This is a genomic window from Hymenobacter gummosus (genome assembly GCF_003970915.1).
Classification (GTDB): Bacteria; Bacteroidota; Bacteroidia; order Cytophagales; family Hymenobacteraceae; genus Solirubrum; species Solirubrum gummosum.
The window spans coordinates 48,685-69,843 of record NZ_RXOF01000013.1; the positions used below are offsets into that span (position 1 = coordinate 48,685).

The window sequence follows — 21,159 nt, forward strand, 5'->3', positions numbered from 1 at the left end:
CGCTCCAGGCAGAACGATAAAAGCGCAGCCACCAGCACAAGGGCGTTGGTGGCTGCGCTTTTCAGTTGGTGCGGGGCGCGAGGAAGGTCCTTCGCTCTGCTCAGGATGACAGGGCTGGCTAGGCGGGCTGCTTGGCGGTGAGCTGGTCGAACAGCTGCACGTAATGGTCGCGCTCCGACAGCACGGAGTACTTGCTGACCACCGTCTGGCGGCCCTGGCGGCCCATCTGCTGGCGCAGGGCGGCGTTGTCGATGAGGCGGCTGATTTTGTCCACCCACTCCTCGGTGCCGTCGGCCAAGAAGCCGTTGACGCCGTCCTGGATGATTTCGGAGTTGACGCCCACCGGCGACATGATGGTGGCAATTTCCAGGGCCATGTACTGCAGCCCTTTCAGGCCGCACTTGCCCTTGGCCCACTCCGTATCGGGCAGCGGCATCAGCCCAATTTCGATTTCGGACAGGTCCTGGATTTCGGTGTCCTTGCGCCAGGGCAGGCCGGTGATGCCCAGCTCCTCGTTGCGGTAGGAGCCGTCGCCAATCACCTTGAAGTACACTTTGTCGCCGTACTTGGCCTTGAGCTGGCGCAGGGCCGGCAGGGCCGTTTCGAAGTGCTCGATGGTGGTAAACGAGCCGCTCCAGCCCACGCACACCCGGCCGGGGTGGGGCGGCGTCGCGGCCCGCTGGTACTCCTCGGTGTCGATGGTGGTGGGCACGATGACCACGTTCTTGTTGAACTGCCGGGCGTAGGAAGCCAGGTACTCGTTGCCGGCAAAAATCAGGTCGGACATGGCAATGATGTCCTTGGTTTTGTCCGGGTTCTTGAGGAACAGCAGGTTGGTATTGGCCCCGGAGGCCTCGCCCTGGTTGCGCCAGATGGAGTCGTCGAAGTCGAACACCACCTTGGCTTTGGAGCGGGCAAACAGGCTCTCGAACACCGTGGTGCCGATCATGAAGGCCTCGCGCTGGATGAAGATGATGTCGTAGCTGCCCGCCTTGAGCGCGTTGCCGAGGCGCTTGGCGGCGCTTTTCAGGAAGATGCCCAGCTTGCCCACGTAGTTGCCGGGGCTGTAGAGCACCTTGTCGTCGGCCGGCGAAATCAGGTAGGAGTATTCGCTTTCGTAGCCGTGCTGGCGCAGGTAGTCGAGGTACTGCTCGAAGCGGAAACGCTGCGACGGGGAGCGGTCGGGCCGGTGCATGGCCACGAAGAGGACGCGCTTCATGTGCTAATCGAGGGAGAAGGTGAAATGACATGCCCCGGTCGCGGCCTGCGGGCAGGTCACGGCCGGGGCGGCAGTCAGCGGTAGCCGGTTAGTCTTCCAGCCACACGGGCGGCAGCTTCTCGGTTACTTCGATGTTCTCGAACTTGCTGCTCTTCTTAATGCCGGTGCGCTTGGCCCAGTCCACCATCTGGTCGAGGCCTTCGCGCAGGGTGGTGGCGCGGTCGGTGCCGAACAGGCGGTGCGCCTTGCTGTGGTCCGACCAGGCAATCTGTACCTCGTTGCGGGCTTCTACGTGGCGGATCATGCCTTCCAGGCCCATGCTTTCCATCACGGTGGTAGCCAGCTCGTTCACCGAGTACTCCTGGTCGGCGCCGATGTTAATCACCTCGCCGTAGGATTCCTTGATGTTGACGCAGTTGGCAATGTGGGGGGCAATGTCGCCCACGTAGGAGAAGGCGCGCTTCTGCTCCCCGTCGCCGAAGATGGTCAGGGGCTTGCCCTGCATCAGCTGGTTCATGAAGATGCCCACCACGTTGCGGTACCGGTCACCGAGGTTCTGGTACTCGCCGTACACGTTGTGCGGGCGGAAGATGACGTAGTCGAGGCCGAACATTTCGTGGGCGCACTTCAGGTCCAGCTCCACGGCGTACTTGGCCACGCCGTAGGGGTCTTCGGGCTGGGGCGTCATGTCTTCGCGCATGGGCGGCTCCAGGGCGCCGTAGGTGGCAATGCTCGACGTGAACACGAAGCACTTGATCTTGTGCTTGATGCTTTCGTTGATGAGGTTCACGCTGCCCACCAGGTTGTTCTGGTAGTTGAAGCGGCGGATAAAGTGGCTCAGGCCTTCGGCAGCGTAGGCCGCCAGGTGGTACACGTAGTCGAACTTGTGTTGCTCGAACAGGCGGGCCAGCAGTTCGTGGTCGAGGATGGAGCCCTGCACGAAGGTGGCTTCGGTGGGTACGTTTTCCTCAAAGCCGCCGCTCAGGTCGTCAAGCACGACTACCTGGTGGCCGAGTTTCAGCAGTTCGCGGGCGACGTGGGCCCCGATGAAACCGGCTCCACCAGTTACCAGTGAAGTTATCATGTGTATTACGTTAGGATTATCCCCGTTAGAGCCGCTAACCCAGCGACTAGTTTGTTGCAAACAAAGGTAATAGCTCCATCCTTATAAAAAAGGCAGAACCGGCGGCGGGCCGCCCCGGCTGAAGCTCATTGCCGCGCCACTTACGCAAGCCGGGCGCTTTGGTTCGGCGACGGCATCAATTGGTAAGCCAAGGCGGCAAAAAGCCTGCCCCAAAGCTGGAACAGGCTTTTCGGGAAGCCATGCCCCAACGGCCGGCTTCGGTTTCAGGCAGGATAAGCGGAGGGAGAAAAGTCAGATGCGGCCGAGCAGGAAGTTCAGCAGCTGCCGCACGCCGCCGAACATTTCATCGAGCTGGTAGCTCATCAGAAACAGGCCCACGTAGAACGGGCTGGGGTGCTGGTACTGCCACTGCACCAGCGGCGCGAAGAAGCGGCGGCGCACGGCGGGCAGGTTGGCCGCCAGGGCCGTGGCCGCGCCCACGGCGCCGCCCGCGAGCAAATCGGTGGGGTAGTGCAGGCCGAGAAAGAGCCGGGGCAGGCAGATGAAGAACACGACGTAGAACAAGGCCAGGGCGCCCAGTCGCGGCGACAGGAAGCAGAACCCGACGGCCAGGGCAAAGAAGATGGTGGCATGGTCGCTCGGGAAGGAGCTGTTGTCGGCCGAGTCGGACAGGAGCTGCTCCTGGGCCGGCTGCAGGTGCAGCTCGGTGTTGTGCAGAGGGCGGGGCCGCTCGGGAAACACGTGGGTGAGTACGCGCGTCACCATCATGCCCAGCAGGCAGCCGGCCAGGATGCCCAGCACAATCTGCCGGCGGGCATTGCCCTCGGCGGTGTCGCGGCACTGAAACCAGGTCCACCACAGCACCACGGTGAACAGACCGCCTTTCAGCAGGTTGTTGTAGCTGAGAAAGGCGACGAAGTTGTCGAGCCACGTGGACGCGTGGACCCATTGGTTGATGCTTTCCAGCACCACCCGGTCGAGGGCAGGTACCATGTTGGTGGGAAGGATAAGAAGGTGGCGGGATTGTGAGTTAAATATAATTTAATTAAAATTTAATCCAATAATAATCATAATTACTTTCTGAAAATAATCCTCTTACACTTCACCTACTGCCGGCTAGCAACCTGGGCTACCTTATGGTTCGTGGCTTCAGCTTCCCCCGAACGGCCAGCGGCCCAAGCGGCGGCTCCAGAGCAGAAAAATCAGCGTCCCCAGGCCCATCATCAGCAGGGCCGCCAGCTGAAAGGGCAGAAACAGCTGGGTGCCGGCGGCCTCGTCGGTGTAGAGCACTACGCCGTCCTTGATGCTGTAGAACACCCGCAGCCATACAGCTACGGCCACCAGCACCGGCAGCGGGTAGAGCGGCATGCGGAAGGGCAGCCCGGCGGTGCCCCGGCGACGGCGCAGCAGCACCAGCCCCACGGCCTGCCCCACAAACTGCACCAGGATGCGCATGGCTAGGATGGCGCTGATGACTTCCCCCAGCTTAAAGAGCAGACTGAACACGAAGCCCACGCCCCCGAGCAGCAGCAGCGACACGTGCGGAAACTGCTTGGTGGGGTGGGTGCGGGCGAATACGGGCAGAAACTCGCCGTCGGCGGCCGCCGCGTAGGGGATGCGCGAGTAGCCCAGCAGCACGGCAAACAGGGAAGCAAAGGCCACCCAGAGCACCAGGGCCGTGGCGGCTTTGGCGGCCGTGGGCCCGTAGAGCCGCTCCACGAAGGTGCTGACGATAAACTTCGACTCCTGCGCCTCCTGCCAGGGAATAACGGTGCCCACGCTCCAGTTCAGCAGCAGGTACAGGGCCATGATGCCGAGGATGCTCAGGAAAATGCTGCGCGGAATCACGCGCTGCGGCTCCCGGATTTCGCCGCCCAGGTGGCACACGTTGTAGTAGCCCAGGTAGCTGTAGATGGTCTTGACGGTGGCCTGCCCCATGGCCGCCGACAGCAGCACGCCCGGCAGCGCGCCCAGCCCGCCGGCCGGCAGCCAAGCCACCGCGTGGGTGCTGTGCGTGAGGCCGCCGAAAATCAGCCAGCCCATGAGCAGCAGCACGCCCACCCACAGCAGCACGCCCAGCCGGCCGATGTCGCCGATGCGGCGGTAGAGCAGGGCAATGAGCAAGAGCACCACCGCGCCCGATACCAGCTTGGGCTGCCACCACTGCTCCAGCGGCACCAGGTAGCCGAAGTATTGCGCGAAGCCGATGGCGCCCGAAGCCACCACCAGCGGGGCCTGCACCAGCGTCTGCCACACGTAGAGAAACGAAAGCAGCCGGCCCCACTTCTGCTCCCCGTAGGCCAGCTTCAGAAAGCGGTAGGAGCCGCCGGCCTCCGGGTAGGCCGCGCCCAGCTCCGCCCAGATCAGCCCGTCGACGAGGCTGAGGGCGGCGCCCACCAGCCAGGCCAGCAGAAAGTACGGCCCCATGAAGCCCATGACCAGCGGCAAGGTCACGAAGGGCCCGATGCCGACCATGTCAATCATATTCAGGGCGGTGGCCGAGAGCAGGCCCAGCTCCCGGCGCAGCGGCGGGGTGGCCACGGACGGCGGCGTAGTCGGAGTAGAGGGTTCGGGCATAGGCGGAGACGGGCGGCCACGGCGGGCCGGCGCGGAGTAACCCGCAGGTGGGCCGACAGGTTTTCGGGCGTAAGTTGCGGGCTGATTAGCCAAACCCGTCGGCTGGCGTCTGGCCGGGCCGTACGACCCACTCCAACTTCATTTCTGTGGCCAACCCCAACTCTTCTAAATCCGCGCTTTACGGCGGCCTGCTCGCCAACGTGGGCATTGCCGTCAGCAAATTTGTCGCGGCCTATTTCACCCGCAGCTCGGCCATGCTTTCCGAGGGCATTCACTCCCTCGTCGACAGCGGCAACGCCGTGCTGCTGCTCTACGGCATGAGCCGCAGCCAGCGCCCGGCCGATGCGCGCCACCCCTTCGGCCGCTCCAAGGAGCTGTATTTCTGGGGCCTGATTGTGGCCGTGCTCATTTTCAGCATCGGCGGGGGCATGTCGTTCTACGAGGGCATCAAGCACATCGAGCACCCCGAGCCGCTCACCGACCCGCTCTGGAACTACGTGGTGCTGGGCGTGTCCATTGCCTTCGAGGGCTGGGCCTTGTTTCTGGCCATGAAGGCCCTGTACCAGATGGAAGGCGCCCGCGAAGCCGGCTTCTGGAAGACGCTGCGCCTGAGCCGCGACCCGGCCGTCTTCGCCTCGGTGCTCGAAAATCTGGCCGCCGTGGTGGGCCTGGTGGTGGCCCTGCTGGGCGTGTACTTCGGGCACATGCTGAACAACCCCTTCCTCGACGGGGCCGCCTCCATCGTTATCGGCGTGCTGCTGATGCTGGTGGCCGTGTTTCTGGTGGCCCGCACCCGGGCCCTGCTGGTGGGCGAAGGCGCCGACGAAGCCACTCTGGCCGGGTTGGCAGGCATCATCAACCAGGAGCCGGCCGTGGGCTCCCAGGCCCGCACCCCGCTCACCATGTACCTGGGCCCCAGCGACGTGGTGCTGGCCCTCGACGTGAATTTCAACCCCCAGCTCACCGCCGCCGAGGTGGCCCAGGCCATCGACCGGCTGCAGGACAACATCCGCGCGCAGTACCCGGAGTTCAAGCGCATCTTCATCGAAGCCCACTCGGTATCGGCGCGGGAGCGGACGGAAACGGCCGCCGCGCCGCGGTAGGCCCGCCGAACCGTTCGGGCCCAATACCAGTAGAACGTCCTGCCGAGCCCGACTCGGCAGGACGTTCTTATCTTACCTGCATCCCGCCCGATTCTGCTGCCCACCCATCCGCTCCCCCAACCAATCCGGCCGTTTCGGCGGCCTACACCTTCTGAGCTAGTCGTATGACCTACTTCGACGACCGCGCCGCGGCGCCGCGCACCTCGCCCTTCTCCTCGTTCTGGATGGGCGGCTACGAATGCACCGACCAGCAGAACTGCTTCGGCCACCGCGTCGACTTTCTGCACCTGACCGACCACTACCAGCAGCTCGCCGACGACTACCAGCGCCTGCAGCCCTTCGGCATCCGCACGGTGCGCGAGGGTATTCGCTGGAGCCAGGTGGAGCGCACGCCCTACCAATATGACTGGAGCACCGTGGCCGCCATGCTGGAAACCGGCCGGCGCCTGGGCGTGCAGCAGCTCTGGGATTTGTGCCACTTCGGCTACCCCGACGACCTGACGCCCCTGCACCCCATGTTTGCGCGCCGCTTCGCCTCGCTGTGCCGCGCCTTTGTGGACTTTTACCGCTCCCAGCGGCCCGAGGGGGAGCTGATTGTGACGCCCATCAACGAGGTGAGCTTTATGAGCTGGCTGGGCGGCGACGCCCGCGGCACCGTGCCCTACTGCGTGGGCCAGGGCTGGGAGGTGAAGTACGGGCTGATGCGCGCCTACGTGGAGGGCGTGGCCGCCCTGCGCGAAGCCGACCCCAGCATCCGCATCCTCACCACCGAGCCGCTGATCAGCATCGTGCCGCCGCACGGGGCATCGGCCCGGCAGCAGCGCGAGGCCCGGGAGCGGCACGAGCACCAGTACCAGGCCGTGGATATGCTCAGCGGCCGCATCTGCCCCGAGCTGGGCGGCCGGCCCGAGTACCTGGACCTGCTGGGCTTCAACTACTACTACGACAACCAGTGGGAGTGCCACAGCAACGCCCGCCTGGGCTGGGCCAACGAAACCTGTGACCCGCGCTGGCGCCCCCTGCGCAGCCTGCTGAAAGAAGCCTACCAGCGCTACCACCGCCCCGTCGTCATCACCGAAACCAGCCACCCCATGGAGCACCGCCCCAACTGGCTGCGCTTCGTGGGCGCCGAGTGCGCCGCCGCCATCGAGGCCGGCGTGCCGCTGCTGGGCGTGTGCCTCTACCCCATCATCGACCGGCCCGACTGGGACTTTCTGGACCGGCCCTGGCACCGCTCGGGCCTCTGGGACGTGGAGCAGCGCGCCGACGGCACCCTGGAGCGCGTGCTCTACAAGCCCTACGCCGAAGCCCTGCTCGACGCCCAGCAGCAGGTAGCCGCCGCCGTGCCCGGCCGACTCAAGCCCGCCAAAGCCCGCAAAGCGTCCTCCCTGCTGCTGCCGTAAGCCGTTCTTTTCGACATCAAAAAGTGTCAGGTCGAGCAGCGCGAGACATCCGGGCCAGGATGCCCGATGTTGTAACCCGGATGCCTCGCGCTGCTCGACATGACGTTCATTTAATTCTCTCCCACCCGCATGTCCCACGCTCCCGCTGCCGACCTCGACATCCTGCTCACCCGCTTCCACCAGGCCCTGCAGGATGCTACCCTTTCCGCCGCCGAAGCCGACCAGCTGCGCCGGTACGCGGCGGCCTACGCGGCCGAGGGCGGCGACGTGCCCCAGCTGCGGCGGCGGGTGTTTGAGCTGGCCAAGGAGTGGCTGAACCGCCCGCTCGACAAGGCCATCGTCAGCTGGCTGGCCGGGGCCACGGCCCTGCTGCCCGGGGCCGAGGCCCATAATCCGCAGGTGTTTTTCAGCCCCGGCTACCAGTGCGTGGCCGCCATTCAGCGCTTCATTCAGCAGGCCGCCCACCACCTCGACGTGTGCGTGTTCACCGTGGCCGACGACCGGCTGAGTCAGGCCCTGCTGACGGCCCACGAGCAGGGCGTGCGCGTGCGCCTCATCACCGACAACGACAAGCTCAACGACCGGGGCTCCGACGTGCGGGAGCTGCAGCGCGCCGGCGTGCTGGTGCGCGTCGACCAGACGGCCTACCACATGCACCACAAGTTTGCCGTGGCCGACCACCGAGCCGTACTCACCGGCAGCTACAACTGGACGCGCTCGGCCGCGCAGTACAACCTGGAAAACCTGCTCATCACCGACGACCCGGCCCTGGTGCAGCCCTACGAGCAGGAGTTTGACAAGCTCTGGCGGCAGATGGCCGTGTTCGAGGGCTAATAGCGGCTCCAGCAGCCCACCCCGAGGCTGCGGCTTTGCGGTGCGGCCGACGCCACCGTTACGTGGTGCGCAGGCAATGCCGCCGGCCGTTTCGTCGTTGGTCACCGCGGGCTGTTTGGCCGGGTGCTGTACCTTTAGGAACTCGGGACGCCCCACCCGTGTCCCGCTCAGTACCGATGAAACGAATTTCCTTCCTGCTTCCCCTGCTCACGGCGGGCCTGCTCCTGGGCACTCCCGCCCTGGCCCAGAAAGTCAAGTCCAAGACCAAAGGCGGTGCGGCCCCGGCCGAGCTGTCATTGGCGGCCCGGCGGCAGCTGCCGCTGTTTGGCGGCCTCACGCCCGAGGCGGCCCAGCAGCTGCTCGGCCCGGCCTTTTTGCAGAGCGCCGACCAGAGCTTCGCCTCCCGCACCGAGGCCAGCCAGTTTTTCGCCCGCAAAGGCTACGAGTACCTCACCGAGGGGAAGCTGGACACGGCCCGCTACCGCTTCAACCTGGCCTGGGCCCTCGACCCGAAAAACCCCGAGCCCTACCGCGGCCTGGGCCTGCTGGCGGCCAACGCCGCCCCCGACGAGGCCATCGGCCTGTTTGGGCAGGGCCTGGCGCTGAGCCCCAACAACGTGCAGCTGCTCTCGGACCTGGGCGCCAGCTACCTGCTGCGCTACGAACAAACCAAGAAGCCCAAGGACCTGAAAACGGCCGAGGAACAGCTGCGCAAGGCCATAGCGGCCGATGCCAACAGCGCCTACGCCTGGCAGCAGCTGGCCTGGGTGCACCTGCGCAAGGAGGATTACCCCGCCGCCTGGGAAGCCCTGCACAAGTCGCGCAGCCTGGATTTTAGCGGCATCGATTTCGAGCTGGTGTCGCAGCTCAAGGAAAAGCAGCCCGATCCGCAGGGCGTCTTCAAGTAAGCCCCGCAACGCCGGCCCGCCGCCGGGCGTACCGCTTGTCTCACCATTGCCTCTTTTCGTGCGCATAGCCCCTCTCCTTCTCGGCGCCGCGCTGCTGGCCCCGCTGGCCGCCACCGCCCAGGCCCCGCGCCGCCACTACGACGCCCAGGCCCGCGCCTTTTACCGCGGCCCCGCGCGCCTGACCGCCGGCGGCGGTGCCACGCTCTACATCGGCGACCTGGCCGGCCTGCGCCCCGGCCCCGCCCTCAACGTGGGCACCATCTACACCTGGCGGCCGCACTGGGCCGTGGGCGGCGAGCTGACGTGGTTTCAGCTGGCCGGCACCGATAAGGTAACGACGCGCAACCTCTCGTTTCGGGGCCGCAACCTCGCCCTGACGGCCTTCGTGCGCTACGAGCCCCTGCGCGACCTATCGTGGTACAGCGCCACCCGCAACCAGTACGCCCGCGTGAAGCCCTTCCTGCAGGCTGGCGGCGGCTTTGCCATCTACAACCCCAAAGCCTACCTCGGCCCGAACCTGCCCGGCAGCGACGCCTCCTTCCTGCCCCCGGAGCGTCCCGACTACCCCGGCACGGCCCTGATTGCGCCGGTGGGTGGCGGGCTGAGCTTCTACGTGGTGCCCCGCCTGTGGATAACCGCCCAGGGCAGCTACACCTTTACCAGCACCGACCACCTCGACGACGTCAGCCAGCGGGCCAACCCCGACCGCAACGACGGCTACGGCCTCATCGAGGTAAAAGCCGAGTACCAGTTCTGAATGGCTGAATGGCTGAATGGCTGAATGGCTGAATGGCTGAATGGCTGAATGGCTGAATGGCTGAATGGCTGAATGGCTGAATGGCTGAATGGCTGAATGGCTGAATGGCTGAATGGCTGAATGGCTGAATAAGGTGTACTCCCGGACTGCTGCCGGGTTATGTTTTAGCAATGTTTTTTCACCCCCTTACACCTACTTATCCATATGATAATCAACAATCTAACCATTCAACAATTTAACCTTTCCCCCCATGCCTTTTCCCGCTGATGCAGCCACGCGCTGGTCGTTGCAAGACCGCGTATTTCTCGTGACGGGTGCCTCGGCCGGCATTGGCGCGGCGGTGGCCCAGGAGCTGCTGGGCTTCGGCGCGACGGTGCTGGCCGTGGCCCGCCGCCCCGAGCTGCTGCAGGAAGCTGTGGCCGCCTGGCAGCAGCAGGGCCTCGACGCCCACGCCCTGCCCGCCGACGTAAGCCAGCCCGCCTCCCGCACTGCCCTGCTGGCGGAAGTGCAGACCCGCTTCGGCCGCCTCGACGGGCTGGTCAACAACGTGGGCACCAACGTGCGCAAGCCCACCACTGCCTACTCCGCCGAGGAATACCAGCACGTGCTGCAAACCAACCTCGACTCGGCCTTTCACCTGAGCCAGCTGGCTCACCCGCTGCTGCAGGCCAGCGCGGCAGGCAGCATCGTCAACATCTCGTCGGTGGCGGGCCTCACGCACGTCCGCACCGGCGCCGTGTACGGCATGAGCAAAGCCGCCCTGGTGCAGCTCACCCGCTACCTCGCCGCCGAGTGGGCCCCCGACGGCATCCGCGTGAACTGCGTAGCCCCGTGGTACATCCAGACGCCCCTGGCCGCCGGCGTGCTCGGCAACGAGGCCTACCGCCAGGAAGTCATCGGCCGCACCCCAATGGGCCGTATCGGCGAGCCGCAGGAAGTGGCCGCGGCCGTGGCCTTCCTCTGCCTGCCCGCCGCCAGCTACATCACCGGCCAGACGCTGTCGGTGGATGGCGGCTTCGTCGGGCACGGCTTTTAAGCGTCGGTTCACCGGCAGTCATTGCGAGGCGCAGCCGCGGCAATGACTGCCGGTGCTACCGCTTACTCAAACTGCGCCTCTAGCGCCTCGGTGTAGCGTTGGTACGCCGCCGGGCCGCCGGTTTCCAGGTACAGGAAGGGCTCAATCAGCTCCAGCTCCATCAGCCAGAAGGCGCCGCCCTCGGCTTCCACCCCGTCGACGCGGGCGTAGAGGCAGCCGGGAGCAAAGCGGCGCACGATGTCGGCGGCCTGCTGCTGAATGGCGGCCGGCGGCGTTTCGGCGTGGATGCCGCCGCCGAACAGGTGCTGGACGCGGAAGTCGCCGGCTTTGGGGGTTTTGCGCAGGCAGTGGCTCAGCTCCCCGCCGAAGAACACCAGGGACCATTCGCCCGAGGTCTGAATCTGCGGCAGGAAGGGCTGGGCCATGAAGTCGTACTCGTCCACCAGCGCCTGCAGCTGCGCGGTGGCGGCTTCGGCCTCGGCGGCCGTCAGGGCGAAGGTGTCCTTGGCCCCGCCGCTGACGGTGGGCTTGAGCACCAGCTTCTCGGCGCCCAGCTCGGCCAGCAGCGCGGCGGTATCCACCCGGCTGCCGCGGGGCAGCCAGCGCGTGGGCACGATGGGCACGCCGGCCTGCTCCATCTCGCGCAGGTAGCTTTTGTCGGCATTCTGGCGCACGATATGGGTCGGGTTCAGCAGGCGCACACCGCGGCTATCCAGCTCATCGAGCCAGCGGTGAAACGCGGCGGGCCGGTCGAAGTAGTCCCAAGGCGACTTCAGCACCACCGCGTCGTAGGCCTCCCAGCGCACCGCCGCATCCGACCACACGGCAAACGTGACCTCGTGGCCGCGGCTGCGCAGGGTGGCGGCCAGGCGGTGGTCTTCATCATCGACGCCGGTGGCCGCGTACCGGGCCAGCGCGTCGCAGGTAACAAGGGCAATATGCATAGGGTCGACAGACGCAGGGGCCGCGCGGGGAGTTGCAGTTGGGGCAGGGCGGCCAAACCAGAACGTCATCCTGAGCAGAGCGAAGGACCTTCCTCGCACCCTGCACCGCCGCTGATGCCAACGTGCTAACGCCAATCGACCAGAACGATAAAGTCGCAGCCACTAACGCACAATAGGCCGGGCCCCAGTGACCCGCTCTTTACCCGACACCAAGAAAAACGTCTGTACGTTGGCATCAGCGGCGGTGCGGGGTGCGAGGAAGGTCCTTCGCTGCGCTCAGGATGACGTTCTGAATACAAAAACGCCCGTCGTGCAGCTGCACGACGGGCGTTTTTGCATTGTTCAACCAAACTGAGAAGGCCGTTACTCCTTCACGAAGCGGGTGCGGAAAGCCTTCTGGCCGTCCGACAGGCTCACCTGGTAGATGCCGGCTTTCAGGCTGCTCACGTCGAGCTGGCCGCCGTCGAGCACGCGCACTTTCACTTCGGCGCCGCGCTGGTCGTACACCTTCACCGACTGCACCGCGCCCTCGTTGGGCAGGGCTACCGTCAGCAGGCCGGCCGTGGGGTTGGGGTAGGCGCGGGCCTCGCGGGCCACTTCGTTGCCGATGGGCGTCGCGCCGCTGATGCCGGCCAGCGTCGGAGCCAGAGCCGTGCCGCCGCTGATGTTCACAGTGTAGTCCTCCGTTTCGCCGTAGCTGAAGGTGCCGCAGCTGGTGGTAGCCGAGGCGTCGCTCATCACCACGCGCAGGCGGGTAGTGCCGTTCTTGGCCGTGGTGGGCGGGGTGAAGGTGCCGCTCAGCGTGCCGGTGCTCGACGAGGAGCCCGATACCACCAGCTCGCCCGAGTCGGTGAAGTCGCCGTCCTTGTTGTAGTCGATATACACCTTCCAGTACTCGGTGTAGGCGGTGCTGGTGAAGCCGGCCGAGAAGTAGATGGTCGTGGCCGAGCCGGCCGTCAGCGTGGTGCTGCTGGCCGTGCCGTTGTAGTAACCGCCGGTTTCCTTGCTGGAGCTGCGGTTGATGGAGCCCAGCTGCACCAGGTCAATCCACTCGTAGCCCTGGTTCGTGCCGTTGGAAGCGCAGTAGGTCGGCGTGGTGGGCGTGGTGCCCCCGCCGCCAGCCGCGGCCCCTACGCCCACGGCGTACCAGGCGTTGGTCACGGCCGTGACCTGGGTGGAGCCGGCGCCGAACAGGTCGGTGGCGGCCGAAATGCCGGCGGTGCGGGCCGCGGCGTAGTTCGAGGAAGCCGACAGGTACACGCTTTCCATGCGGTAGGCAATTTTCGCCGCGTTGTCGATGCCAATGCCGGCTACCGAGTAGGCGCTGCCCTTGTCGTTGGTGCCCGAGCCGCCCTGGGCCAGCAGGTAGAACCAGAAGTTCAGCACGCCCGAGTTGGTGTGCACCCCGCCGTAGTCGTTCGACTGGGTGGGGCTGCTGGTCGTGGCCTTCCAGTAGGTGCCCTGGTAGGTGTCGGGCTGGCCGTAGGCGTTGGGGTTGCTCATGGAGCGCAGCGCCCCGCCGGCCTTCATGATTTCCTCGCCGATGAGGTAGGTCGACTTGCCGGTGAGGCCGTAGGAGGATACCGCGCGGGCTTCCACGCAGGCGCCCCAGATGTCAGAGAAGCCCTCGTTCATGGCGCCCGACTCGTTCTGGTAGGTCAGGTTAGCGGTTTTTTCGCACACGGCGTGGCCGATTTCGTGGCCGCACACGTCCATGGCCGTCAGCGGCTTGAAGGTGCTGGCCCCGTCGCCGTAGGTCATGACCGAGCCGTTCCAGAAGGCGTTTTCGTAGCCGGCGCCGCCGGGCACGTCGTCGAAGTGCACGTAGCTCTTGATTTTGGCGCCCGCGTTGTCGTAGGAGTTGCGGCCGTGCACCAGCTTCCAGTAGTCGTAGGTGGCCTGGGCGCCGAAGTGCGCGTCGCCAGCCACGTTGTCGTAGTTGGCGTTGTTGTATTCGGCGGCCGTCCAGTTATTGTCCGCGTCGGTGAAGTCCACCGAGGAGGTGTAGCTGTTGCTCTTGCGGCTGTTGTAGGTTTCGATGCCCAAGCCCCGGGTGTACTCGCGCAGGCGGTAGGAGCCGTTGTAGCTGTCGGTGGCCAGGGCGCGGGTGCCCGAGTAGGCCGTGGCAAAGTTGCCGGTGGCGGCGGCGTGCTTGATGATGGCGTCCTGCAGCACGATTTCGCCGGTGTGGGCGTCCACGTAGACGTAGGCGCGGCTCACCGGCTCGGCGGCGTACACGTCGAACTTCCAGGCCAGGGTGAGCTTGCCGTTCTTGGCCGCGTCTATGCTCATCACGTTGCGCACCAGCACCAGCTCCCCGGCGGGCCGGAAGGTCGATTTGCCCTCCATCTGCTGGGCCATGGCGCCTTCATTCGCCGTTTCCCACATGTAGCGGCGGGCGCGCACGAAGCTCAGGGCCGCATCCAGGGCGGCATTGGCCGACACCGTGGGCCGCACGCTCAGCTCCTGGGCGGGCTGCTCAAAGTCGCCGCTGAGGCTTTCCACCTGCCCGTTGCGGCGGTGGGCGGTGTAGGTGGCGTGCTCCACTTTCACGCCCTTGTAGTACTGCTGAAATTTTTCGTGGGTGAAGCCCAGGCCGTCGGCCTCGGTGCGGGCCGGGCGCAGCTCGTCGTGCTGCGTCAGCGGCAGGGCGGCGGCAAAGGCGGCGTGGGCGTCGGCCGGGCGGGCCGTGGCGGCAAACTGCACAAACTCGGGCAGGCCGTCGGCCCCGTTGATGCGCTGCGCGGTGGCGCGCGAAGCGTCCTGGGCCTGGGCGGCAAAGCCGGTCAGCAAGGCCAGACCCAGGGTGGAGTATTTGTTGAGCATGAAGTGGGGAGTGGTGATTGGGTTGTGAAGAAAGTTGTACTGTCGCCGGAATTGCTCCGAGCGGCGGCCAAATTAAACATTTTTTAATCCGCGCAATACATTGATGCGTTTCACCTGAAAATATTTTCTCTGATAAAAATTTATCAACCGCTCAACCCAAATACCGCCGATTCGTATTGCGCGCCCCCGCCCCCGAGCAGTAATCAGACCGCGCTGCCAGTTTGTATATTTTCAATCAGCCATATTTCACCCACCTGCTGATACCAGCCCCTCAAACGCCGCTTCGCCCCGGCCGCGGCGCTCCGCAGAGCAGCCGCCACCGGGGCGAAGCAGATCGGGTAAGACGGCCGGCTACTTGCCCGCGCCGCTCAGGTAATCCACGGCCAGCATGGCCAGGGTGCGCACGCCGATGGGCAGGGCGCCCTCGTCCACGAAGAAGCCCGGCGTGTGGTGCGGGGCCGTGGTGGCCGGGTCGACGCCCTGGGGCATGCCGCCGAGGTAGAGGAACACGCCCGGCACCTGCTCCTGGTAGCAGCCAAAGTCCTCGGCCCCGGTCACGGCGCGCATTTCCGACACGCCGGCCGGGCCCACCACGCGGCGCAGGGTGGGCAGCACGCGGGCCGTCAGCGCGGGGTCGTTGTAGGTAAGCGGGGCAGCGGGGCGCACTTCCACTTCGGCGGTGGCGCCGGCGGCCTCGGCCACGTTGGTAGCCACGCGCTTCACGCTGCGGGCCAGCAGCTCCCGGGTACTGGCGCTGAGGGCGCGCAGGGTGCCCTGCAGCTCCACCTGCTCGGGAATGATGTTGTTGCGCACCCCGCCGTGCACCATGCCCACCGTCACCACGGCCGCGTCCTCGGTCAGGGGCACCTCGCGGCTCACGATGGTCTGCAAAGCCAGCACCACCTGCGCGGCGGCCACCACCGGGTCGACGGCCAGCCAGGGGTAGGCGCCGTGGGCCGATTTGCCCTTCACTTTGATCTGGAACACGTCGGCACTGGCCATCATGCCGCCGGCGCGGTACTTGAGCTGGCCCACCTCGGTCTGGGCGTTGATGTGCAGCCCGAACACGGCGTCGACCTTGGGCTTATCGAGCACGCCTTCCTTCACCATGAGCTTGGCGCCGCCTTCCTCGCCGGGGGGCGGGCCCTCTTCGGCGGGCTGGAAGATGAACTTCACGGTACCGGGCAGCTCAGCTTTCATCGAGGCCAGCACGTTGGCGGCGCCCAGCAGCATGGCCGTGTGGGTGTCGTGGCCGCAGGCGTGCATCACGCCCACTTCCTGCCCGCTGTACTGGGCCCGCTCCTTGGAGGCGAAGGGCACCTTGCGCTCCTCCGTCACGGGCAGGCCGTCCATGTCGGCGCGCAGAGCTACCACGGGGCCGGGCTTGCCGCCGCGCAGCAGGCCCACCACGCCGGTTTTGCCCACGCCGGTCTGCACTTCCAGGCCCAGCCGTTTCAGCTCGGCGGCCACCAGGGCGGCGGTGCGGGTTTCGCGGTTGCCCAGCTCGGGGTGCTCGTGCAGGTCGCGGCGCCAGGCTATTACCTGGGGCAGCACCCGGGTGGTGGCCGCGTCGATGCGGGCGTCGAGGGCGGGTTTCTTTTGGGCCTGGAGGGGTGCAGCTGTCAGCAGCGCGGCGGCGGCCAGGAGGGGAAAGCGGAATCGGAGCATACGAGCCGGGGGGCAGGATGGGCCGCCAAGGTACGACAGACCGCCCGGCAGGCCAATCGGCGGCGGGCTATTCCGGCGTTTGCAGCAGGTGGGCGCGCAGCATGTCCAGCAGCATCACGTCGGCGCGGCTGAGGCCGGTGCGGGTCAGGTCCACTTCTTCCAGCGTCTTGAAGCCGTGCACGTAGTCGAATAAGGCCGCATCGAGGGGGCGGAAGGCCATGCTCCAGTCGAGGAAGCTGCGGCCGGCAATGCTTTTGTCGGCTAGCTTCACCAGGCTGTGGTGGCGGACATCGGTGCCAATCTGCTCGTAGAGGGCCGCCAGCGTTATTTCGTCGCCTTCGAGCAGCTGCAGAAAGTGGCCCGGACCGTAAAACAGCATGCCCGTCACGTCCAGCTCGGCGTTTTTGGCCCGGGCGGTGGTCAGCAGGGCGTGCAGCTCGGCGTCATTGAGCGGCTGGGTGGGCGTGCTGAGGTAGATGAGGTGGTGCATGCGGCAAATCCGGTCGGTGGAGCGCCGGCCCCCTAAAGTACACAGCTGCGCCGATTTACCGCAGCCAGTCCAGAAACCGCAGGTACAGCGGCGTGGGGCTGCCCGCGTGCTTGGGCCGGTAGGGGCCGCTGAGCACCGGCACGTAGAGCACCCGCCGCCGCGAGGCCGCGCCGCTTACCTGCGCCCGGGCCACGCGGTGCCACATGCGCCCGTCGTGCACGGTCAGGTCGCCGGGCTCGGTTTCGATGGGCAGCTCCGCGGGGTCGGGACGGGTGTTGAGGAAATACAGCTTGCGGGTGAGCAGCTGCCAGCGCGACTGGCGGTGGGTGCCGGGCAGCACGCGCAGGCCGCCGCAGCGGGCCGGACAGGCGTCGAGGTGCAGGCCCACGTTCAGGAGCGGACCGGGCCGGCGGCCGTAGAACACGTCGCGCAGCGCGTCGGTGTGCCAGCCCATCTGCGAGAAGGTGGAGCCGGGCGCGTGCAGGTAGTGGCCCGCCACGAGGCCGTCTTTTTCGTCGGCGCCGATGCGGCCGCCGGGCCCCCCGAGCAGCTCGAACAAGGCCGGCAGGCGCGCATCCTGCAGCAAAGCGCCCAGCACCGGGCTGTGCTGGGCCGTGAAGGCTAGGCGCTGAATCAGCGGCTGCCCGTCGACGTCCCGGCCGTATTTCAGGGGCACGCCGCTGACCTTGCGCCGGCCCGCCGCCCGCCACTGCTGCTCCAGCGCGGCCACGGCCCGCAGCAGCGCCTGCACCTCTTCCGGGCTGCTGAAACTGCGGAAGTGCAGAAAGCCGTGCTGCCGGAAAAACGCCACCTGCTCCGGCGTCAGGCCAGCGCGGCTGAGCGTGAAACGGGGGTAGTCGGCGGGGAGCAGCATGGAGAGGGGAAGGTACTGAAGCGGCGTAAATCGGCTGTCATCCTGACGAAGGAAGGACCCTCCTCGCACCCTGCACCGCCGCTAATTCCAACGCTCTACCGTCCTTTTAACAGCACAACTGAAAAGCGCAGCCACCATGCCCCAACGAATGGGCGTTAGCGGCTGCGCTTTTCAGTTGTGCGGGGTGCGAGGAAGGTCCTTCCTTCGTCAGGATGACAGGCGGAAGAGAACCGGCGCTAGCGGCGCGGGCGAAGTTGCGTATCTTAGACCTGCCCGTTTCCACCCTGTCTCTCCCCTGCCGATGATTCGCTTTGCCCGGCTTCTTCTGGCCCTGCTGCTGCTTGGCTCCGCCCCGAGCGCTTTCGCGCAGTCGGGCGGGGAGGTACGGCTGGTGCCCTACCGCAAGGGCGCGCAGTGGGGCTACGCCGACCGCCGGGGCCGCGTGGTGCTGCCGCTGCGCTACGACGAGGCCGGCCCCTTCGTCGACGAAATAGCCTGGGTGCGCGTGGGCACGCTCTACGGCTACATCGACGGGGCCGGCAATCCGGTCACGCCGGTGCAGTACGCGCGGGCCGGTACCTTTCGGCGCGGCCGCGCCAGCGTGCAGCTGCCCGACGGCAGCACCTTCGACATCGGCCCCAGCGGGCAGCGCCTCACCGAGCCGGCCGAAGTGACGGAGGAAGACTTTCTGGCCCAGGGCGACCCGGTGCGGCAGGGCGGCAAGGTGGGCTTCCGCTTCACGGTGGGCTCGGCCGTGGTGCCGCCGGTGTACGACGAGGTGCGCGACCTGTACCACGACGGCCTGGTGCTGGTGCGCCAGGGCCCGAAGTGGGGCGTGGTGGACAACCGCGGCCGCCTGCGCCTGGAGCCGCAGTTCGACGCCATTACGGCCGTGGAGCAGAACGGCTACCAGTTTCCGGTGGTGGAGCAGCAGGGCCGCTTCGGCTACCTCGGCCCCGACGGCAAGCTGCTCGTCGCGCCCAAGTACGCCCGCGCCGAGCCCTTCGAGGCCGGCGTGGCCCGCGTAACCACCCCCGACGGGCAGACGGGCTACATCGACCAGAGCGGGCGGGAGTATTTCGAGTAGCCGGGTACCAGAAAGCCTCTTACCGAATACTTATCAATCAACTACCGATACATTAGCCATTATCTGGGATACATGTCAATTATTAAAGCATCGGTGTGAACCCTGCCAGATTCAATACAGAAAACATGAATACGGTAGGAAACCTACCAAAAGCACGAGAAAAATATAGAAGTCGGTAGGCATCCCCCCGGATACCTGCTGATTGATTTCGACATCGAAATATTTCGCCCTGTATCATATTGAATGATTGCGTAGCAGCTACCCCCTCCGGGATACCACTGAAGCTGCATCAGACCCCACGCTTACTCACATCAATACTTCTTCTGCTATGTCTGATACCCTCCCTACCCTTGCCGGTCAGGCCGCCATCGACCGGCTGGCCGAACGCATTGCCCTGCGCGACACGCCCCCGGAGCTGCGCAATCCGCACCGCTACGAGCCGCCCTGGGTGCGGGCCCGCCTGGCCGGGGCCCTCACGACGCTGCTGCCGGGGCGTAACAGCCGCGGGCTGGCCATTCGGGCCGCCATGTGCCACGCCTTTGTGGAACGGGAAGCCCTGACAGCCGCCGAACTGGCCGCCGTGGCCGGGGTACAGCGCCTGGCCGCCGGCCGCGCTCTGGCCGATCTGGGCGAGGTGGGCTTGCTACGGGCGGCCTACAAAGGCGGCAAGCGCCGCCGCTACCGCCTCACCCGCTTCGGCGAGGACTGGCTGCTAGCCCTGGCCCGCTGTGAGACGCCGCCCCTGGCCCCAGCGGCCCCGTAGCGGCGGCCAATATTTCAGCTGGTCTGCGCGTTAGCCTGATCTATCCCCGCCCGCTATGCTGCACGAGCTGCCCATTACCAACGTCCGCCTCAGCGCCTGCCCCGAAGCCTGGGAGCAGATGACGCCCACCGCGCGGGGCCGCCACTGCCGCAGCTGCCAGCGCGAGGTTATCGACTTCACCCAGGGCACTGCCGCGCAGCTGTCTGCGGCCCAGGCTGCCGCGTCTGATGGCCGGGTGTGCGGACGATTTCGGGTCGAGCAGGTAGCGGCGGGGGCCAGCTTGCGGCTCCGGCAGCGCTGGTTTCTGGCCGCTGCCGTGCTGGTACTGCTGCAGGGGCTGTCGGCCTGCGAGGTGCGGGAGCAGCTACCGGCGGCACCTGCCACCACCAAATCGGATGCCCTCGCCTTGACCGCGCTGGCTGATTCAAACAACGTTGCGACGCAGTCCTGCTCGGAAGAGCGAGTATTTGTCGGCATGATATCGGAACCCATGCCCGAATTTCCGGGAGGCCAGGAGGCTATGCTGGAATTTTTGCGCGCCACGGTCCGCTACCCGGCCACGGAGGCAGAGGGCAAAGTGTTCGTCACCTTCACGATTGATGGCACCGGCGCCATTCACGATGCCAAAGTGCTCAAGGGCGTGCACCCGCTACTTGATGCCGAGGCCCTGCGCGCCGTGCGCCTGATGCCCCGGTGGCAGATAAATTTTCACGTTCAGCCACCGCGCCCGTCATATGGGGTCGGCTATACCTTGCCCATAAGCTTCCGGCGCGGTTGATTCGTCGTCGCGGAAACGCCTGCATTAATGTCCGCCATGCTGTACGAGTTGCCCATTTCAAACGTCCGCCTCAGCGCCTGCCATGTGCCGGCCGAACAGCTCACGCCCGTAGCCGGCGGGCACTTCTGCGCCAGCTGTCAGCGCACGGTGCAGGACTTCACGCAGGCCTCGGCCGCCGAGCTGGCCCGGGCCCAGGCCGCCGCGCCCGATGGCCGGGTGTGCGGGCGGTTTCGGCTCAGCCAGCTGGCCCCCGAAAGCCGCCCGGCGCCGCTGCGGCTGCGGCCCCGGCTGCGGCAATTCCTGCTGGCGGCGGTGTTGGTGCTGGCACAGGGGCTGAGCGCCCGGCAGGCTTGGGCGCAGCTGCAGCCGCGGCCGGTGGCCCCGTTCCGACCAGCGGCTACGGCGCCGCTCTACCAGCTGCCGGGCAGCCTGCCCGCGCCGGTAGCCCCGGACACCACAAAGACGCCCGAACCAACCGTTTTCGGGGGCATGATGGAGGTGATGCCCGTGCCGCCGGGTGGCATGGAGGGCCTGCTGCAGTTTCTGGGCCAGCACCTGCGCTACCCGGCTACGACGACGGTGGAGGGCAAAGTATTCGTGAATTTCATCGTGCAGCGGGACGGGCAGCTTACCGATTTCCGGGTGCTCAAGGGCTTGGACCCGGTCCTCGATGCGGAGGCCTTGCGCGTGCTGAAGCTGATGCCCCGCTGGACGCCCGGCCAGCAAAACCACCGGCCCGTGGCCGTACGGTACACACTGCCCGTCACCTTCCGCCGCGACGCCCCGCCCGCGACCCGCCAGTAAACGT

Annotated in this window: 19 protein-coding genes; 10 read left to right on the forward strand and 9 right to left on the reverse strand. The window is 66.4% G+C overall.

All coding sequences use genetic code 11. From position 1 onward, the window contains the following. Nucleotides 1-118 precede the first annotated feature (118 nt). The 4 genes from EJV47_RS19755 to EJV47_RS19770 form a co-directional block, all read right to left on the reverse strand. Entirely contained in the window at nt 119-1,219 is a 1,101-nt protein-coding gene (locus EJV47_RS19755) for a glycosyltransferase family 4 protein (protein ID WP_126694933.1), read from the reverse strand. Nucleotides 1,220-1,307: 88 nt separating this feature from the next. Beyond that, nucleotides 1,308-2,303 carry an NAD-dependent epimerase/dehydratase family protein gene (locus EJV47_RS19760; protein WP_126694934.1) on the reverse strand — a complete coding sequence of 332 codons (996 nt, stop codon included), beginning with the start codon at nt 2,301-2,303 and terminating at the stop codon, nt 1,308-1,310. Between the two features lie 291 nt (nt 2,304-2,594). Beyond that, on the reverse strand, nt 2,595-3,296 hold the full coding sequence (locus EJV47_RS19765; protein WP_126694935.1) for a phosphatase PAP2 family protein: 702 nt from the start codon (nt 3,294-3,296) through the stop codon (nt 2,595-2,597). A 156-nt stretch (nt 3,297-3,452) separates the two neighbouring features. Further along, nucleotides 3,453-4,880: an APC family permease gene (locus tag EJV47_RS19770; protein WP_126694936.1), complete on the reverse strand. Its 1,428-nt coding sequence runs from the start codon at nt 4,878-4,880 to the stop codon at nt 3,453-3,455. 146 nt (nt 4,881-5,026) lie between these two features. Here EJV47_RS19770 and EJV47_RS19775 point away from each other — a divergent pair, with 146 nt between their 5' ends. The 6 genes from EJV47_RS19775 to EJV47_RS19795 all read left to right on the forward strand — a co-directional run bounded on the left by EJV47_RS19775 (nt 5,027) and on the right by EJV47_RS19795 (nt 10,921). Further along, the gene (locus tag EJV47_RS19775; RefSeq protein WP_126694937.1) at nt 5,027-5,983 is read left to right on the forward strand and encodes a cation diffusion facilitator family transporter; all 957 of its coding nucleotides are present in this window, start codon (nt 5,027-5,029) and stop codon (nt 5,981-5,983) included. A gap of 164 nt (nt 5,984-6,147) precedes the next feature. Beyond that, nucleotides 6,148-7,386 (forward strand): glycoside hydrolase family 1 protein, encoded by a 1,239-nt coding sequence (locus EJV47_RS19780; RefSeq protein WP_126694938.1) that lies wholly within the window; start codon nt 6,148-6,150, stop codon nt 7,384-7,386. Between the two features lie 129 nt (nt 7,387-7,515). After that, complete coding sequence (locus EJV47_RS19785) at nt 7,516-8,220, forward strand: phospholipase D-like domain-containing protein (RefSeq protein ID WP_126694939.1); 705 nt, start codon at nt 7,516-7,518, stop codon at nt 8,218-8,220. Nucleotides 8,221-8,396: 176 nt separating this feature from the next. Then, nucleotides 8,397-9,128, forward strand: a complete 732-nt coding sequence (locus EJV47_RS28145) for a tetratricopeptide repeat protein (RefSeq protein WP_165903839.1) — start codon at nt 8,397-8,399, stop codon at nt 9,126-9,128. 58 nt (nt 9,129-9,186) lie between these two features. Continuing rightward, nucleotides 9,187-9,885 (forward strand): outer membrane beta-barrel protein, encoded by a 699-nt coding sequence (locus EJV47_RS19790; protein ID WP_165903840.1) that lies wholly within the window; start codon nt 9,187-9,189, stop codon nt 9,883-9,885. Between the two features lie 250 nt (nt 9,886-10,135). After that, entirely contained in the window at nt 10,136-10,921 is a 786-nt protein-coding gene (locus EJV47_RS19795) for an SDR family oxidoreductase (RefSeq protein WP_126694941.1), read from the forward strand. 62 nt (nt 10,922-10,983) lie between these two features. Here the strand turns inward: EJV47_RS19795 and EJV47_RS19800 are convergent, their stop codons facing one another. The 5 genes from EJV47_RS19800 to EJV47_RS19820 all read right to left on the reverse strand — a co-directional run bounded on the left by EJV47_RS19800 (nt 10,984) and on the right by EJV47_RS19820 (nt 17,723). Next, nucleotides 10,984-11,865, reverse strand: coding sequence for an ATP-grasp domain-containing protein (locus tag EJV47_RS19800; RefSeq protein ID WP_126694942.1), 882 nt, complete (start codon nt 11,863-11,865; stop codon nt 10,984-10,986). Between the two features lie 363 nt (nt 11,866-12,228). After that, nucleotides 12,229-14,691: a M4 family metallopeptidase gene (locus EJV47_RS19805; RefSeq protein WP_126694943.1), complete on the reverse strand. Its 2,463-nt coding sequence runs from the start codon at nt 14,689-14,691 to the stop codon at nt 12,229-12,231. Nucleotides 14,692-15,042: 351 nt separating this feature from the next. Next, on the reverse strand, nt 15,043-16,359 hold the full coding sequence (locus EJV47_RS19810) for an amidohydrolase (protein WP_126694944.1): 1,317 nt from the start codon (nt 16,357-16,359) through the stop codon (nt 15,043-15,045). 67 nt (nt 16,360-16,426) lie between these two features. After that, entirely contained in the window at nt 16,427-16,849 is a 423-nt protein-coding gene (locus EJV47_RS19815) for a BLUF domain-containing protein (protein WP_126694945.1), read from the reverse strand. Between the two features lie 55 nt (nt 16,850-16,904). Then, on the reverse strand, nt 16,905-17,723 hold the full coding sequence (locus EJV47_RS19820; protein ID WP_126694946.1) for a phytanoyl-CoA dioxygenase family protein: 819 nt from the start codon (nt 17,721-17,723) through the stop codon (nt 16,905-16,907). Between the two features lie 301 nt (nt 17,724-18,024). Between EJV47_RS19820 and EJV47_RS19825 the strand changes: the two genes are divergently transcribed. The 4 genes from EJV47_RS19825 to EJV47_RS19840 all read left to right on the forward strand — a co-directional run bounded on the left by EJV47_RS19825 (nt 18,025) and on the right by EJV47_RS19840 (nt 21,155). Next, entirely contained in the window at nt 18,025-18,810 is a 786-nt protein-coding gene (locus EJV47_RS19825; RefSeq protein ID WP_165903841.1) for a WG repeat-containing protein, read from the forward strand. A 328-nt stretch (nt 18,811-19,138) separates the two neighbouring features. Then, the gene (locus EJV47_RS19830) at nt 19,139-19,573 is read left to right on the forward strand and encodes a hypothetical protein (protein ID WP_126694948.1); all 435 of its coding nucleotides are present in this window, start codon (nt 19,139-19,141) and stop codon (nt 19,571-19,573) included. Nucleotides 19,574-19,628: 55 nt separating this feature from the next. Further along, entirely contained in the window at nt 19,629-20,351 is a 723-nt protein-coding gene (locus EJV47_RS19835) for an energy transducer TonB (RefSeq protein ID WP_126694949.1), read from the forward strand. Nucleotides 20,352-20,387: 36 nt separating this feature from the next. Further along, the gene (locus EJV47_RS19840) at nt 20,388-21,155 is read left to right on the forward strand and encodes an energy transducer TonB (protein ID WP_165903842.1); all 768 of its coding nucleotides are present in this window, start codon (nt 20,388-20,390) and stop codon (nt 21,153-21,155) included. The last annotated feature ends 4 nt before the right edge of the window (nt 21,156-21,159 follow it).